This is a genomic window from Pseudomonas graminis, from assembly GCF_013201545.1.
GTDB lineage: Bacteria > Pseudomonadota > Gammaproteobacteria > Pseudomonadales > Pseudomonadaceae > Aquipseudomonas.
Genome location: NZ_CP053746.1, coordinates 5,110,539 through 5,126,899, shown reverse-complemented (window position 1 = coordinate 5,126,899; position 16,361 = coordinate 5,110,539). Strand labels below are relative to the sequence as shown.

The following is a 16,361-nucleotide window of genomic DNA, read 5'->3' as shown; positions in this document are numbered from 1 at the left end:
CAGTCGGTCGGCCTGCGTTGTTCCAGCTGCATTCCGTCCCGACACTCACTGCTGAACGCTGTAGCTAGTCAATAAAAATAAGGAGTTAGCTATGTTGAGTCGCCACGGGATTCGTTCCCTGTGCTGTGCTGCTGTTGCCACCGCCATCCTCGGCATGAGCGGCGGTGTATCTGCCGCTGATAAGGTCAAGATCGGCTTCCTGGTCAAACAGGCTGAAGAGCCCTGGTTCCAGACCGAATGGGCCTTCGCTGAAAAAGCCGGTCAGGAACACGGTTTTGAAGTGATCAAAATTGCCGTTCCCGACGGTGAGAAAACCCTCTCCGCCATCGACAGCCTCGCCGCCAACGGCGCCAAAGGGTTTGTCATCTGCCCGCCTGATGTTTCCCTCGGCCCGTCCATCGTCGCCAAAGCCAAAGCCAATGACATGAAAGTGATGGCCGTCGACGACCGTTTCGTCGACGCCAAAGGCAAGTTCATGGAAGACGTGCCGTACCTGGGCATGGCCGCGTTCGAAGTCGGCCAGAAACAGGGCGCGGCCATGGCCGACGAAGCGAAAAATCGCAAGTGGGACTGGAAAGAAACCTACGCGATCATCAACACCTACAACGAGCTCGACACCGGCAAGAAGCGCACCGACGGTTCGGTGGATGCGTTGAAGAAAGCCGGTTTGCCTGAGGATCACATCCTCTTTGCTCCGCAGAAAACCCTCGACGTGCCAGGCAGCATGGATTCCACCGGCGCTGCCCTGCCGAAGCTGCCGTCGGCCGCGAAAAATCTGATCATCGGTGGCATGAACGACAACACCGTACTCGGTGGCGTGCGTGCAACCGCTGGCGCCGGCTTCACCGCCGCCAACGTCATCGGCATCGGCATCAACGGCACTGACGCCATCGACGAGCTGAAGAAGAAGGACAGCGGCTTCTTTGGGTCGATGCTGCCTAGCCCTGACAAAGAGGGTTACAACACCGCTCTGGCGATGTACGAGTGGGTCACCACCGGTAAAGAACCCGCGAAATACACCGCCATGGACGACGTGACGCTGATCACCCGCGCCAACTTCAAGGACGTGCTGACCAAGATCGGTCTGTACAAGTAAGCGCGGCAGTCGAGTCGGGACGCCTGAAACTCAGGCGGATATCTGCAAGGCCCCGTTTCACTCGCAAAGGGTGGGGCGGGGTGGAGGTGGTTCATGCAACAGGCATCGGTTCAACAACAGGTTCAGCCTGGCGGCAGCCTGCGCTTCAACGGGATCGGTAAAACCTTTCCCGGTGTGAGGGCGCTGTCGGACATCAATTTCGAAGCTCGGCCAGGCAGCGTTCACGCGCTGATGGGCGAGAACGGCGCGGGTAAATCGACGCTGCTGAAGATTCTCGGTGGCTCGTACCAGCCCAACAGCGGCGATCTGCAGATCGGCGATCAGCACCTGGCGTTCAAATCAACCGCTGACAGCATCGCGGCCGGCGTCGCGGTGATTCACCAGGAACTGCACCTGGTCCCGGAAATGTCGGTGGCGGAGAACCTGCTGCTCGGTCACATGCCCAATCGCTGGGGCATGATCAACCGTCGGGCCATGGTCCGACGCGCGAGGGAGCTGCTCAAAGGTCTGGCTGACGAGATCGACCCGAACACGCGCCTGGGTGATCTCTCCCTGGGTCAGCGGCAATTGGTGGAAATCGCCAAGGCCATGTCGCGCAACGCCCATGTGATTGCGTTCGACGAACCCACCAGCAGCCTGTCGGCGCGCGAGATCGATCGTCTGATGGCGATCATCACCCGGCTGCGGGATGAAGGCCGGGTCATTCTCTACGTGTCTCACCGCATGGAAGAAATCTTCCGCGTGTGTGACGCCGTCACCGTGTTCAAGGATGGGCGCTTCGTGCGCACCTTCGAGGACATGGCTGATCTGGACCATGACCGCCTCGTGACCTGTATGGTTGGGCGCGACATCCAGGACATCTACAACTATCGGCCGCGCCAGCATCAGGGGCCGAGCCTGCGAGTGACTGGCCTGATGGGCCCCGGTTTGCAGGAGCCCGTCAGTTTTGCCGTGGAGAAGGGGGAGATCCTTGGCTTCTTCGGGCTGGTCGGCGCCGGTCGGACCGAGATGTTTCGCATGCTGTCGGGGCTGACGCGCAGTCAGGCCGGGGCCTTACAACTGGAGGGCAAGCCGCTGAACCTGCGTTCACCGCGCGACGCCATCGACGCCGGCATTCTGCTGTGCCCGGAAGACCGCAAAAAAGAAGGCATCGTGCCGCTGTCCAGTGTCGCCGAGAACATCAACATCGGCGCGCGGCCTCGCCATGTCAGCCTGGGCTGCCTGATTCAGGGCCGCTGGGAGCGTGACAACGCCCGGCACCAGATCAAGTCGATGAACGTCAAGACGCCTTCGCCCGAACAGCAGATGCTGTTTCTGTCGGGTGGCAATCAGCAGAAGGCCATTCTCGGCCGCTGGCTGTCGATGCCGATGAAAGTGCTGCTGCTGGACGAGCCCACCCGGGGCATCGACATCGGCGCCAAATCCGAGATCTACCAGATCATCCACAACCTCGCTGCCGATGGCATTGCGGTCATTGTGGTGTCCAGCGACCTGATGGAGGTCATGGGCATTTCCGATCGGATTCTGGTGATGAGTGAAGGCGCCATCACCGGCGAATTGTCCCGCGAAGAGGCTAATGAACAGCGTCTTCTGCAACTGGCATTGCCGCGTACGCGCGGTTGAACCTGGCCTTGAAAACTGGCTATGAAAAATAAGAACGAGGTGCGTATGTCTACCGAATCCAGCCTGACGGCTCCCCGCCAAGGCATGAACCTGCGTCGATTCGTCGACGACTGGGCCATGCTCATGGCCGCCCTGGGCATCTTTGTGCTCTGTGCGCTTTTGATCGACAACTTCATGTCACCGCTGAATATGCGTGGCCTGGGCCTCGCGATTTCCACCGTCGGCATCGCCGCCTGCACCATGCTGTACTGCCTGGCGTCAGGGCATTTCGACCTGTCGGTCGGTTCGGTACTGGCGTGCTCAGGCGTCATTGCCGGGATCGTCATTCGTGACACCGACAGCGTGTTTCTGGGCGTATCGGCGGCGCTGGCCATGGGCTTGCTGGTCGGGCTGATCAACGGCATCGTCATCGCCAAGCTGCGCATCAACGCGCTGATCACCACGCTGGCGACCATGCAGATTGTGCGGGGGCTGGCGTACATCTTCTCCAACGGTAAAGCCGTGGGCGTCGGCGACGAGGCCTTCTTCGTGTTCGGTAACGGTCAGCTGTTCGGCGTGCCGGTGCCGATTCTGATCACCATCGTCTGCTTTATCTTCTTCGGCTGGCTGTTGAACTACACCACCTACGGACGCAATACCCTGGCCATCGGCGGCAACCAGGAAGCGGCGTTGCTGGCAGGCGTACACGTCGACCGGACCAAGATCATCATCTTTGCCGTGCACGGGTTGATCGGCGCGCTGGCCGGCGTGGTGCTGGCCTCGCGCATGACCTCCGGTCAGCCGATGATCGGACAGGGCTTTGAGCTGACGGTGATTTCCGCGTGCGTACTGGGCGGGGTGTCCCTGAGCGGGGGCATCGGCATGATTCGCCACGTGATCGCAGGGGTATTGATTCTGGCAATCATCGAGAACGCCATGAACCTGAAGAACATCGACACGTTTTACCAGTACGTAATCCGCGGCACGATCCTGTTGCTGGCGGTGATCATCGACCGGTTGAAGCGTCGCTGATTCGGGGTCGTCTGGACTGCGCTGTGTGAGGAGGGCCTCTCCCCACACAGCCTCATCTCCTACCATGCCGCTTTACACCAGCTTCGAGGTCTCGAAGATCAACTTCATCGTGGCCTGGGCCAGCGACTGCGCTTCAACCCGGATCGTTTCCAGCTGCACCGTTGCTTCGCTGAACCGAGCATCGTGGTTGCGCACTTCGATGAGTTGCGTCAACTGCAGCGAAGCCTCAATGAGGCCGTATAAATTACGGTGCAGCTGATGGGTGACTTTGGTGAGATGGGGGTATACGTCCGGCGGTTCCTCAGGATCTATCACCGATGCTCTGTTCACTGCGCTCGGCGATGCCCTGTTGCCACTCATGACGTAGTTCAGGTCGACACCGGCCTCGGCGATGCGCAGCAGATAATCGGCCTTCGGCGACCGGGTGCCGTTCTCGTAATTGCCCTGTGCGTTGGTCTCGACGCCGCCAATAGCGCCTAATGCGCTCTGTGACAGCTTCAGTCTGTTGCGTTCCTGCCTGAGTCGCAGGCCAATGCCTTTCATGTGCTCAACTCCGTTTGAGGATCCCTGAGGTCAAGCAGCTGAATGCGAATTCATGGACCGACTCGGCGGGAGGATGAGCAGATCAACGCAAACGGGTGCGGCTTAAGAGATTTGTCTATTCATACAGGACCAGACAATACCGTCATTCGGTTTGAATGTGGATCCGAAAATAGCGTGTTGTAGGAATTTTCTCAAACAGTTGTATTACAACCATTCGAACGAATGACTTGGGTAGGACCGGTGGGCTTTATGGATAGTGGCGTGAAGGAGGTGCGCTGATGGGAACGCCCGGGCGTCTGGGGACCGGGCGTCGACGCTGTCAGGAAGGGCAGCGGGCATCGGGTTGGCGCGCCCATTGCGAGGCGGTCCGCGCGATGGCTTCAGCGAGAGCCGACACGGCTTGCTGATGAGCGAGCACCAGGTTTTCCATGCCGAGTGCTGCTGGTTGCCGAATCACGCTGCTGCAGGTAAGGGTCTGTCGCTGGGTACCGGGCCCGGCACCGCTGCCGCGCAGGCTCAGGTTCCAGACCACGTCGATCAGGGCGTATTGATCCAGCACCGATTCAAAGCGACGTACGTCGGTGCGCACCGATAGCACCGGCTGGTTACTCTGTTTCGGCAGCCCGGCAAGGTCTCGGGACCCGAAGCGACGCTCCAGCTGTCCAGTCAGCGCGTCATGGAATTCATCGCCCAACGGCGCGCCCCAGCGTTCGTTCTCCAGAATCGCCAGGCTGCCATTACCCTGGCGGATGACCAGCGGCGGCTGGTCGACCTGCACCGCCATGAGCACAGCCTGCATTTCGAACTGAAACGGCGCCGGGCTTACATTCGCCGGCACCGGAGTGGCCGGCGCGATCAACGTGTAATAGTGGGTCGGCGTGGAGGCGCAGGCCGCCACACCGAGCACACACCCCAGGGCGAGAAGAGAATTACGCAGCGTCATTGGGCCGGCTCCGGAGCGATTTCACGGGAAGAGGATGATCCTTTATACGAACCGGGCGCCGCATCGCCAGTGCGACCGCGAATCAGCGATTCCGGATGGCGACTGAGGAAGTCGGTCAACACCCGCACTGAGCGCGCCGTCCGCTGGACTTCGTCCATGGCCTGACCCAGTTGCTGACGTGCCGGCGAGTCATCCGACAGCGCTTCGTTGGCCGTGCCCAAGGTTTTTTGCGCTTGCTGCAACGCGCCACGCATCTGTGGCAACACGTCGCTGTTGACCTGCTTCATGGTTTTCTGGAGTTCGATCAGGCTGCCGTTGAGGTTCTTTGCCAGGTCGTCGAGGGGGATCTTGCCAAGCTTGTCGACAAACTGCTGCAACTGCTCCTGCAGCTTATCGAAACTGCCGGGCACCGTCGGAATCTCCAACGGACGCGCCTTGGCGTTATAGGAAATCTTCGCCGCCTTGGGATCGAAATCCATGGCCACATAAAGCTGGCCGGTCAGCAGGTTGCCGGTGCGCACCTGCGCCCGCAGCCCGCGCTCGACAAACTGACCGAGAATTCTGGAGGTCTGCTCTTCATCGTCGCCGCCGCCGGCCTGCTGTTTCAGCTTGTCATTGGCTGCGCCCAGCCGCTGTGGATAGATCACGGCGCCGACGATGCCGGGGAAGGTGCCCGTCGCCGCGTCATAGTCGAGGTCAACGGACACCACGCGGCCCACATTGACGCCGAGGAAGTCCACCGGCGCATTGACCACAAGGCCGCGCAGCGACTGGTTGAAGCGCATGCGGATGTATTTGGGTTCGCCGTCGGGCGGGGCCAGCGCAGTGGCCTGGTCCTCAAACAGCTTGAATTCGGCGTTGCCGTTGGCCGGCTTGGCGTCCGGACTGTACTTGGGTTCACGGAAGGCGATACCGCCGGAGAGGATCGACGCCATGGACTGGGTGGAGACTTTCAGGCCCGAAGCACCGAGGGTGACGTCCACACCGCTGGCGTTCCAGAAGCGTGAATCGTCGAGGACGAATTGATCGTTGGGCGCGCCGACGAAAATTTCGACGTCCACACCCTTGCCGTCCTTCGCCAGTTCGTAGGCCACGACCTGGCCCACCTGGATGCGGCGGAAGTACACCGGCGAGCCGATGTCCAGCGAGCCAAGGTCGTCGGTGTGCAGAATGAAGCGCTTGCCTTTCTCGCCAAACGTCACGGCCGGCGGGGTTTCCAGGCCAGTGAAGTCTTTCTTGGTTTCTTCCGAGTTGCCGGCATCGGCGCCGATGAACGCCCCTGATAACAGGGTATCGACGCCGGTCACGCCATGGGCGCCGATCCGCGGCCGCACCACCCAGTACTGTGTGTCGGCGCGGGTGAACGGCACGGCCGACTGGTTCAGGTCGATGCTTGCCAGCACGTGAGTGCGGTCATCGCTGAGTTCGATGTCGGTGACCATGCCGATGACCACGTTCTTGTACTTGACCTGGGTTTTCTTGGCTTCCAGACCTTCGGCCGTGAGGAAGCTCACCACCACTTTGGGGCCGACGTTGAGGAAGTCATGAACCACCATCGACAAGCCGATCAGGGCGGCGACGATCGGCACCAGCCAGACCAGTGACACGCGGACCTTGCGTGCCTTGACCTGCGGTCGGGTCGGCGGGGAGGGGGGTAGGGTGTTATCGGACATCTTCAACCTCTGCGTCCCAGATTAGCCGGGGATCGAACGTCATGGCGGCAAGCATGGTCATCACCACCACCAAACCAAAAAACAGAATGCCAAGGCGCGGCTCGATGGTGCTGAGCCCGCGAAACTGAACCAGCGCTGCCACTAGCGCGACCACCAGCACGTCGAGCATGGACCAGTAGCCGATCAGTTCAATGAAACGAAACAGCCGCGAGCGCTCGCGCATCGCCCATGTGCTGCGGCGCTGGCAAGTCACCAGCATCAGCCCCAGCACCAGAAACTTGATGCAGGGCACGACCACGCTGGCGATGAAAATCAGGATGGCGATGTCCCATGAGCCGCTTTCGGCGAACTCGATGACCCCGCTCATGATGGTGTTCTCACTGCTGCTGCCGAGCATGGTCGTATACATCACCGGCAGCAGGTTGGCCGGAATGTAGAAGATCAGCCCTGCAATCAGGAATGCCCAGGTGCGCGTCAGGCTGTTGGGCTTGCGCCGATGCACCGGCGAATCGCAGCGCGGGCATTCATGGGCGTCTTCCGGGCAGACGTAACTGCACACGTGACACAAGGTGACTTTGTAGTCGCGGGCGTAGGGAATGCCGTTCATTCCGGTTCAACTCCCAGTTCGTCCCACAGGCGGCGGATGTCTTTGCCGGCGATCAACAGGATCAGCACCATCAGCATTGCCATGGCCCACAGGCCTGCGCCTGCGTGTACGTCCAGCATGCCTGCCAGCTTGACGATCGCCACCAGAATCCCCAGCAGGCACACCTCCAGCATGCTCCAGGGCCGCAAGTGTTCGAGGGTGCGCATGCACATCTTGAAGCCGGGGGCGATCTCGCCGCGATGGGCATGCGCCAGTACCCAGAACAGCAGGGCGATCTGCAGCGCCGGCGCGAGAATGATGGCCAGCCCTGCGACCAGGGCGATCAGCGTGATCTGCCCCTGGGCCAGCGCTTGAACCGAACCCCAGAGGGTTACCTCGTTGTGCAGGCCTTGCATGCTGATGCTGATGACCGGAAACACGTTGGCGAAGATGAACAGGACGCAGGCGGCGAGGCTCAGTGCGAGCAGTTGCTCGATGGTCAGCCGGTGACTGCGGCGCAGAATCGCGGCGCAGCGCAGGCAATAGGCAGCCTCGCCTCTGTTCAGGGGCATGGCCTCGTAGACCGAGTCGCAATGCTCGCAGATGATCCACTGATCAGCGCGCGCGTGCGTCTCGCCCAGCGCTGGCGCGGGCGGTTGCTCGGATGCATGGGCCTGGCGGTGAGAAATGTCAGTCATCGGCGCGGGCGTCGCGGAAGTCATGGATGTGTTCACGATAGATCGGCTTTCGTCGATTGCGCGTGTGGGCGTTGGGCGGGCAACGATACCCTGTCGGCCAAGCGCAGGCTCGCATTAGTTGAAGTGAATGTCATGAAAGACGCGCCGGCGAGAAGACTTGAAAGATTGACCACAGTGCCATCATTGGGTTCGGCGTAATTTTGCAAAGGCGGTCGCGCTCTTTTCAGAATGCTGTCACAGGCAGGGTTGAAAGCGAGTTCGCTGTTGTGGCCGAGCATTGTAGCGGCGGCCAGTTACAACTCGCATCCACCTGCGGTGATAGACTCCCGCCACTTCAAACGAGGAGCAACAGACGTGCGCAAGATGGCAATGATGGTAGCGGTGTTGATGCTGGCGGGTTGTGATGGCGGCAAGCCGGCGACACCCGCCCAGGTTCCGAGCACTGACTCGGTGGCGGAAGCGCCGACGCCGGCTTCGCAGCAATGGACCATTCGTGTCCATTTGAAGGAAGCGCTGAGCGACATGACCTATTGGCTGGTTGAGCACCATTACCCGTCTTACGTGGTGAAGGTCGATGGCAGAGAAGTGGTCATGATCGGGCCGTTCGAGTCTCAGGCTGACGCCGAGAAGGCTAAGATGGATATCGATGCCGCGATGGCCAAGGCCCATCGACTGTCGCAGCTGGAAGTGATCCCGCCACACTCCTGAGGATCCGAGGCCGGTGACATCAAGGGATGCCCCGGCCAAAGCCCGTCTTGAAGCAGAGTCAGACGTCGATGATCAACGACGGCCCAGCAGCAGACCCACGACCAGACCGAAGCCCGCAGAGACCGCCACGGTCTGCCATGGGTGGCCGCCGATGTAGTTTTCGGTGGCATCGACGGCTGGCTTGGCGCGTTCGCGCACGCTGCTCACGGACTCCATGGCCTGCTTGAGCTTCTGGCTCAGTTGAGCGCGCACGGTGTCGGCTTCTTCGCCAACCAGTGAGGCGCTGTCCTTCAGCAATTTGTCGGACTCTTCAATGAGGGCGGCCAGTTCGCTGAACGCTTGATCCTTGATCTGTTCGACAGCGGCGTTTTGGGCAGCAGTTTTACGAGCCATGGCAAATTTCCTTTCAGTGGTTATGGCAGTGTGCAATGGAGTTTTGAGTGCCTAAAAAGTTGCAGCCCAAATCCGCCGGCGGCCAAAAAGTACCCGGCGGCCAAAAAAGTACAATGAACAGGGTCGGGAATTGTCTTCACCGGGTGTAAGATGCTGACGTTTTTCGAGCCGATACGGCTCCGTTCATGCGTTTCGTTTTGCACATCGAGGTACATACCATGAGCTACAACCTGGCCAATAAAACCCTTCCGGAACGCGCCGCCATCGAGGACGAAAAGTCTCGTCTGTTCGATCTGTGGCAGAGCAATCTGGGCAAGGCCAAGGGTGACGCTGCCCGGTTGATGGGCGAGCGGGCCAAACGCAAGGGCAAATGGTCGGAGTGGGTGCGCGGTGAACTCGACGCCATGTCGCCACCGGAGTACGCCAACATGGTGCGCGCCGAGGTCAATCGTCTGGTGGCGGCGGCGCGGGGTTGAGGGATTCAATACAGCGCTTTTGATGCCTTCCCGGCTAAAGCCGGTCCCACTGGAAGCTCAAAATCGGTCATGGGGCGCGGTGTCACCAACTTCCGCTAGCCGGTTTCGGCAGGCTCAGCGTGCCGCTGTCCTCGAAGCGCATCGTGCCGAACAGTCCGCCGGCCAGCTTGCCGTGCAGCTCGTAGGGCAGGTTGTCCAGCCGTTGCTGATCGGCAAGGCCCACCGCCTGGCGCAGTGCGGCAAAGGCTGACACGGTGACCGGCACCGTCAACACGCCTTCGGAAAACCGCCCGATCGTGCCTTTCTGGTCACTGACGCCAGAGGCCAGCAAGCGGCCGTTGACGTCCAGGTTCAGCGCCACACCGTCGTACTGGATGTCGGTGTCGTTGGGGTTTTGCAGGCGCAGCTTCACGGCGAAGCGGATTTCCAGATCCTGGCCGGGCAGGGGATCGATGCCCACTACGTTGATGTTCAGCGGATCGCGGTTGGGAAACAGCGCGCAGGCGCTGAGTGCGAGCACCAGGGTCAGGCCGGCGAGGAGGGTGCGGATCGGGCGTAGCGGCATCGGTGACTCCCGTGGCAGGCCGTTGGGGCGCAACACGCCCCTTCAAACGTCCTGACGATTCAAGTGTGCGACCCCGCGCGCCGGTAGAGGTTCTGCGTCAGGTCCCGCGGCAGGGCTAGGGGGCGGATCCTGCAGCACCTTAAGCGTGGCAGCTTCCGGGTCGAATTCGGTGAGCTCCGGCTCCTGGTATTCCTCCGGCAGAAAGATATTGAGGATGATCGCGCAGAACGCGCCGACGGTGATGGGCGATTCGAAAATGTTGTGCAGCGCCTTGGGCAGCTCGCGCAAGACCTCCGGCACGGCAGCGACGCCCAGGCCCATGCCCAGGGAAATCGCCACGATCAGCATATTGCGCCGATGCAGGCCGGCTTCCGAGAGGATCTTGATGCCCGCCACGGCCACAGTGCCGAACATGATCAGCGTCGCGCCGCCCAGCACCGGCTTCGGCATCAGCTGCAGCACAGCGCCGATGACCGGAAACAGGCCCAGCAGCACCAGAATCCCGGCGATGTAAAACGCCACGTAGCGGCTGGCCACGCCGGTCAGCTGAATGACCCCGTTGTTCTGCGCGAACGTCACCATGGGCAAGCTATTGAACGTCGCGGCCAGCGCCGAATTCAGCCCGTCCGCCAGCAGCCCCGACTTGATCCGGCGGATGTACACCGGCCCACTCACCGGTTGCCGGGAAATCATCGAGTTGGCGGTAAGGTCCCCAGCGGCCTCCAGCGGCGACACGAGAAAGATCACCGCGATCGGGATGAACGCCAGCAGATCGAAGGAAAAGCCGTATTTGAACGGCACCGGCAGGCTCATCACCGGAACATGGGGCATCTGCGCGAAATCCACCCGACCCATGAACCACGCGACGGCGAAGCCCAGGGCCAGGGCGATGATGATCGCACTCAGGCGCAGTAACGGGATGTTGAACCGGTTGAGGACCACGATGGTGATCAGCACCAGACCTGCCAGGCCCATGTTCGCCGCCGAACCCAGGTCGCTTGCGCCAAAGCCGCCGGCCATGTCGGTCATCGCCACTTTCAACAGCGACAGGCCCATCAGGGTAATGATCGTGCCCGTGACCACCGGGGTGATCAGCTTGCGCAATTTCCCGATGAACTGGCTGAGGGCGACTTCGACGAACGCCGCGCAGAAGCACACGCCGAAGATCGTCGAAAGAATTTCCTCGGTGCCGCCGCCGCGACTCTTCACCAGAAACCCCGCGCTGAGTATGACGCTGAGGAAGGAGAAGCTGGTGCCCTGCAGACACAGCAGGCCCGAACCGATCGGGCCGAAGCGTTTGGCCTGAACGAAGGTGCCCAGCCCGGACACGAACAACGCCATGCTGATCAGGTACGGCACTTCACTGTCCAGCCCGAGCACGCTGCCGACGATGAGGGTTGGGGTGATGATGCCAACGAAACTGGCGAGCACGTGCTGCAACGCGGCAAAGATCGCGGCGGTGAAATGCGGTCGGTCATGCAGGCCGTAGATGAGGTCTGTTCTGGATGAAACTGAAGCAGAAGCCGAGCGGGTCGGGGCGCTGTTGCGGGGTGCGGTCATGGTTAGCCTGCCATTTTGTTTTTATGGGGTCATGGGCTTTGCGGATGACACATCTCCGGCCGGTGCGGACATCTTGTCTTGCCGGTCAGGATTGCCGACTGTACAACATGTCCACACGCATAAATACAGTTTGGTAGGAGATTGTGTACAAAGCGCAAGGCGGGGCATGGCAGTCGGCCGAGGTAAAAAGGGCGCGCAGGATGCCAGAAAACATTACCCAGGTCAGCGATCGATGTCGGCTGGTTCCAGGCAAATGCTCACGGCGCTGAACCATCTTTTGCCGAAAGCCTCCATAATGTTGACCGCCAGTGTCGACCGCCATCAGTGGTGACCGTCATCAGCCTGTCGAGTTTGTTCCGCAGTATCTCTGGACAAGGAGGTTTTTACTGAGGCGTCACGATGATCAAGAGCACGGCACAGCAGTTCCCGTTGAGTGAGTCGCAAATCGCATTGATCGCCCGGGCGCTGGCGGACAGCCGACGCTTTCGGATCCTGATTCAGATCGGCGACAGCGAACAGGCGCTGCCCTGCGCCGAAGTGCTGAAGGTCCATCCCGTCAGCGCCGCCACCGTCTCCCACCACACCAAAGAGCTCGAGCGCGCCGGCCTCATCGCCACCCTGCGCGAAGGCAAATACGCCAGCTTCATGATCCAGCGCGAGGTGCTCCACGCCTACGCTCGGCAGTTGATGCAGATCTAATACACCCCGTGCGATCTGCAAGACGCGGAGCGTCCGGGGCGGTGTGACCACGCGGAGCGTGGGAACAATCAGCATCTATGGTGAACAAACCGGCCTCTTCCCGGCTAAAGCCAGTCCTACAAGGGCACCGTGTGCAGTCAGTGGGATCGGCTCGGACTGTAGGACCGGCTTCAGCCGGGAAGCTTTTGCTTTGCTTGTGATCTGCTTTTGATCTTCATGCACGGAAGGTCCAGCCACCGCCAATCGCGACTTTGGTGCAGGCTGAACGCAGGTCTTGCGGAGTGGGCCGAGCGGCATGGATGCCGCGAGAGCCGCCCCCCGCCATGGATGGCGGATGGCGGCGGGCCCACGGAGCGAGACCGGAGTGAAGGAACCCCGAGGAACGAGGGGCCCAACCGAGAGCAAGCACCCTTGGTTACTTGGGGTGCTTTTCCAAGTAACTCGCCGAAGGCGAAATATTCGGCCCCTAGGCCGACGCCCTTGATCTTCTTCAGCCCCATTGAAAATAGCCCTGACAACCCCTATGTCTTGAAAAGTCCCGCATCCGGAGTTCCCCATGTACCCAGACGTTCAGCTCTTCATCGATGGTCAATGGCGTGCCAGTGCAGACGGCCGCACCCTCGACGTCATCAACCCCGCCGACGGCGAAACCCTCGGCACCGTGGCCCATGCCGACATCGCCGATCTGGACCAGGCGCTGGCAGCGGCCGAGCGCGGCTTTGAAACCTGGCGCAGCACACCGGCCTACGACCGCTACAAAATCATGCAAAAGGCCGCCAACCTGCTGCGCGATCGCGTCGATCACATCGCCAACATCATGACCCGGGAACAGGGCAAACCCCTGGCCGAAGCGCGCATGGAAACCCTGTCCGCCGCCGACATCATCGACTGGCTGGCCGAAGAAGGCCGTCGCGCTTATGGTCGACTGGTGCCATCGCGCAATGTCTCGGTGGAGCAGAAAGTCATCAAAGAGCCGGTCGGCCCGGTGGCGGCGTTCACGCCGTGGAACTTCCCGATCAACCAGGTAGTACGCAAACTGTCCTCGGCGCTGGCGGCCGGCTGCTCGATCATCGTCAAGGCCCCGGAAGAAACCCCGGCGTCGCCTGCCGAACTGGTCCGCGCGTTCGTCGATGCCGGCGTTCCGGCGGGCGTCATCGGCCTGGTATACGGCGACCCTGCACAGATTTCCAGCTACCTGATTGCCCACCCGACCATCAAGAAAGTCACCTTCACCGGCTCGACCCCGGTCGGCAAGCAGCTGGCAGCGCTGGCCGGTCAGCACATGAAGCGCGCGACCATGGAGCTCGGCGGCCACGCCCCGGCGCTGGTGTTCGACGACGCCGATATCGACCTCGCCGCCCGCACGCTAGCCGGTGCCAAATTCCGCAATGCCGGGCAGGTCTGCGTGTCACCCACGCGCATTCTCGTCCAGCGCGGCGTGTTCGATGAATTCGTCGAGAAGTTCGTCGGCCATGCCCACGAGCTGAAAGTCGGCAACGGCCTGGAGCAGGGCGTGACCATGGGCCCGGTGGCCAATGAGCGTCGCATTCCGGCGTTGTCGGCGTTAATCAAGGACGCCAGCGACAAGGGCGCCAAGGTCCACGTCGGCGGCGAGGCCATCGAAGGGCCGGGCTACTTCTTCCAGCCCACTGTCCTCAGCGGCCTGACCACCGAAATGCGCATCATGAACGAAGAACCGTTCGGCCCGGTGGCGCTGCTGGTGCCGTTCGACACGGTCGAGGATGCCGTCAAGGAATCCAACCGCGTGCCGTTTGGTCTGGCGTCGTATGCGTTTACTTCGTCGATGAAAACCACCCACATCCTCAGCACCCGCATCGAAGCCGGCATGCTGTCGATCAACCACCAGGGCATCGGCCTGGTTGAGGTGCCGTTCGGTGGCATCAAGGATTCCGGCTACGGGTCCGAGGGCGGTACCGAAGCGATCGAGGCGTACCTGAACACCAAGCTGGTGACGGTGTTCAACGTTTAACGTCATGCAGCCGCATTGAAAAAAGAAGCCCACCGTTTGGTGGGTTTTTTTTAAGTTGTCGAGGGTGCTGCTGGGGACTGCTTTTAGTGGGACCGGCTTTAGTCGGGAAGGCGCCAGTACCAGCACCTTCGTTGTTGAGCCGGGGACAGAGTAATTTACGGTGAAGCGTTGTAAATAAATCAGTCCCCTCATCTAGCCGCCACATCACCCCCGCTGAACTCCCGCCCACCCCGCGAACTCTGAACCCACAGATCACTTCCGATCCACGGGGACGACTCATGGCGATCAGCAGCGTGCAGGCAGTAGCGGCAGACCCCAAAGGCGCAGTGTTTGAAACGGACCTGCCGGCCCGGCTCGATCGTCTGCCGTGGGGGCGGTTTCATACGTTGCTGGTGTTTGCGCTGGGCATCACCTGGCTGCTCGACGGGCTCGAAGTGACCCTCGCGGGCTCGGTGTCCGGGGCGCTGAAAGACAGCCCGGTCCTGCACCTGACCAACGCCGATATTGGTCTGGCCGGCGGCGCCTATATCTGCGGCGCGGTGCTGGGGGCGTTGTTCTTTGGCTGGCTGACCGACCGGCTGGGCCGGCGCAAACTGTTCTTCATCACCCTCGCGCTGTACATCACTGCGACCGCCGCCACGGCGTTTTCCTTCAGCGTCTGGAGTTTCCTGCTGTTCCGGTTCCTGACCGGGATGGGGATCGGCGGCGAGTACACGGCGATCAACTCGACCATTCAGGAATTCACGCCCGCACGGTTTCGCGGCTGGGTGGACCTGACCATCAACGGCACCTTCTGGATCGGCGCGGCCTTGGGCGCGGTCGGCTCCATCGTGCTGCTGGACGCCTCCTGGGTCGGCGCGGACATGGGTTGGCGCCTGTGTTTCGGCATCGGCGCGGTGCTCGGTCTGATCATTCTGCTGATGCGCCTGTGGCTGCCGGAAAGTCCGCGCTGGTTGCTGATTCACGGCCAGGGCGAGGAGGCGAGGGTGATCGTGGAAGGCATCGAAGAGCGCCTGCGCCGTCAGGGCCACGACCTCTCCGCGCCAACAGGTCCACCCTTGCGTCTGCACGCCCGGGACCACACGCCGCTGAAAGAGATTTTCCACACGCTGTTCAACACCTACCGCCGTCGCGCGCTGGTTGGCCTGACGTTGCTGACCGCCCAGGCGTTCTTCTATAACGCGATTTTCTTCACCTACGCGCTGGTGCTCACCGAGTTCTATCAAGTACCGTCGGCCTCCATCGGCTGGTACGTGCTGCCCCTGGCGCTGGGCAACTTCTGCGGGCCCTTGCTGCTCGGCCGGCTGTTCGATGTGGTGGGGCGGCGGGTCATGATCAGCCTGACTTACGCCGTCTCCGGGGTTTTGCTGACCGTCAGCGGCTATTTGTTTCAGCAGGGCATTCTGGACGTCACCCAACAGGCCATCGCCTGGATGATCATCTTCTTCTTCGCCTCGGCAGCGGCCAGTTCGGCGTACCTGACCGTCGCCGAAACCTTCCCGCTGGAGATCCGCGCGCTGGCGATTGCTGTCTTTTACGCCTTTGGCACGGCGCTGGGTGGCATTGTCGGTCCAACACTGTTCGGCGAGCTGATCGACACCCACGAGCGCGGGCCGGTGTTCTTTGGGTACCTGATCGGCGCGGCGTTGATGTTGCTGGCCGCGGTGGTGCAGGCCATCTGGGGCGTGGCATCGGAAGGCAAATCCCTCGAAGAAGTGGCGCGGCCCTTGTCCCAGGCCCACGACTGACCCAAGCCCACGACTGACCAGGCATGGCCTTGGCGATTGGTCAGTTTTG

The 16,361-nt window shown here is 61.4% G+C and carries 16 protein-coding genes; 8 read left to right on the top strand and 8 right to left on the bottom strand.

The features are described 5' to 3' along the window. Window positions 1-91 precede the first annotated feature (91 nt). The 3 genes from FX982_RS22770 (at window position 92) to araH (ending at window position 3,730) form a co-directional block, all read left to right on the top strand. Window positions 92-1,096: a substrate-binding domain-containing protein gene (locus FX982_RS22770; RefSeq protein WP_172612697.1), complete on the top strand. Its 1,005-nt coding sequence runs from the start codon at window positions 92-94 to the stop codon at window positions 1,094-1,096. A 93-nt stretch (window positions 1,097-1,189) separates the two neighbouring features. Continuing rightward, on the top strand, window positions 1,190-2,719 hold the full coding sequence (araG, locus tag FX982_RS22765; RefSeq protein ID WP_172612696.1) for an L-arabinose ABC transporter ATP-binding protein AraG: 1,530 nt from the start codon (window positions 1,190-1,192) through the stop codon (window positions 2,717-2,719). A gap of 45 nt (window positions 2,720-2,764) precedes the next feature. Further along, complete coding sequence (gene araH / locus FX982_RS22760; RefSeq protein ID WP_065988753.1) at window positions 2,765-3,730, top strand: L-arabinose ABC transporter permease AraH; 966 nt, start codon at window positions 2,765-2,767, stop codon at window positions 3,728-3,730. Window positions 3,731-3,802: 72 nt separating this feature from the next. On the opposite strand, the gene FX982_RS22755 is transcribed toward araH, so the two are convergent. From FX982_RS22755 to FX982_RS22735, 5 genes are all read right to left on the bottom strand, one after another. Beyond that, a complete protein-coding gene (locus FX982_RS22755; protein ID WP_172612695.1) occupies window positions 3,803-4,273 on the bottom strand; it encodes a helix-turn-helix domain-containing protein in 471 nt (156 codons plus the stop codon). 319 nt (window positions 4,274-4,592) lie between these two features. Then, window positions 4,593-5,216: a PqiC family protein gene (locus tag FX982_RS22750; RefSeq protein ID WP_172612694.1), complete on the bottom strand. Its 624-nt coding sequence runs from the start codon at window positions 5,214-5,216 to the stop codon at window positions 4,593-4,595. Then, window positions 5,213-6,889 (bottom strand): intermembrane transport protein PqiB, encoded by a 1,677-nt coding sequence (locus tag FX982_RS22745; protein ID WP_172612693.1) that lies wholly within the window; start codon window positions 6,887-6,889, stop codon window positions 5,213-5,215. The genes FX982_RS22750 and FX982_RS22745 overlap by 4 nt, the downstream gene beginning before the upstream one ends. Next, window positions 6,879-7,496 (bottom strand): paraquat-inducible protein A, encoded by a 618-nt coding sequence (locus tag FX982_RS22740; RefSeq protein WP_172612692.1) that lies wholly within the window; start codon window positions 7,494-7,496, stop codon window positions 6,879-6,881. The genes FX982_RS22745 and FX982_RS22740 overlap by 11 nt, the downstream gene beginning before the upstream one ends. After that, window positions 7,493-8,047, bottom strand: coding sequence for a paraquat-inducible protein A (locus FX982_RS22735; protein WP_254074947.1), 555 nt, complete (start codon window positions 8,045-8,047; stop codon window positions 7,493-7,495). Before FX982_RS22735 ends, FX982_RS22740 begins: the two co-directional genes overlap by 4 nt. A 480-nt stretch (window positions 8,048-8,527) precedes the next feature. Here FX982_RS22735 and FX982_RS22730 point away from each other — a divergent pair, with 480 nt between their 5' ends. Beyond that, window positions 8,528-8,881: a hypothetical protein gene (locus FX982_RS22730; protein WP_172612691.1), complete on the top strand. Its 354-nt coding sequence runs from the start codon at window positions 8,528-8,530 to the stop codon at window positions 8,879-8,881. A 72-nt stretch (window positions 8,882-8,953) separates the two neighbouring features. Here the strand turns inward: FX982_RS22730 and FX982_RS22725 are convergent, their stop codons facing one another. After that, a complete protein-coding gene (locus FX982_RS22725; protein WP_122625365.1) occupies window positions 8,954-9,274 on the bottom strand; it encodes a DUF883 family protein in 321 nt (106 codons plus the stop codon). 218 nt (window positions 9,275-9,492) lie between these two features. Here FX982_RS22725 and FX982_RS22720 point away from each other — a divergent pair, with 218 nt between their 5' ends. Next, window positions 9,493-9,750 carry a hypothetical protein gene (locus FX982_RS22720; RefSeq protein ID WP_122534790.1) on the top strand — a complete coding sequence of 86 codons (258 nt, stop codon included), beginning with the start codon at window positions 9,493-9,495 and terminating at the stop codon, window positions 9,748-9,750. Between the two features lie 82 nt (window positions 9,751-9,832). On the opposite strand, the gene FX982_RS22715 is transcribed toward FX982_RS22720, so the two are convergent. After that, window positions 9,833-10,315, bottom strand: a complete 483-nt coding sequence (locus tag FX982_RS22715) for an LEA type 2 family protein (protein WP_172612690.1) — start codon at window positions 10,313-10,315, stop codon at window positions 9,833-9,835. Between the two features lie 42 nt (window positions 10,316-10,357). Further along, complete coding sequence (locus FX982_RS22710; RefSeq protein WP_172612689.1) at window positions 10,358-11,875, bottom strand: nucleobase:cation symporter-2 family protein; 1,518 nt, start codon at window positions 11,873-11,875, stop codon at window positions 10,358-10,360. A gap of 399 nt (window positions 11,876-12,274) precedes the next feature. Here FX982_RS22710 and FX982_RS22705 point away from each other — a divergent pair, with 399 nt between their 5' ends. The 3 genes from FX982_RS22705 to FX982_RS22695 all read left to right on the top strand — a co-directional run bounded on the left by FX982_RS22705 (window position 12,275) and on the right by FX982_RS22695 (window position 16,312). Then, complete coding sequence (locus tag FX982_RS22705) at window positions 12,275-12,574, top strand: ArsR/SmtB family transcription factor (RefSeq protein ID WP_172612688.1); 300 nt, start codon at window positions 12,275-12,277, stop codon at window positions 12,572-12,574. 556 nt (window positions 12,575-13,130) lie between these two features. Then, window positions 13,131-14,564, top strand: coding sequence for an NAD-dependent succinate-semialdehyde dehydrogenase (locus tag FX982_RS22700; protein ID WP_172612687.1), 1,434 nt, complete (start codon window positions 13,131-13,133; stop codon window positions 14,562-14,564). Window positions 14,565-14,842: 278 nt separating this feature from the next. Further along, window positions 14,843-16,312 carry an MFS transporter gene (locus tag FX982_RS22695; protein WP_172612686.1) on the top strand — a complete coding sequence of 490 codons (1,470 nt, stop codon included), beginning with the start codon at window positions 14,843-14,845 and terminating at the stop codon, window positions 16,310-16,312. The last annotated feature ends 49 nt before the right edge of the window (window positions 16,313-16,361 follow it).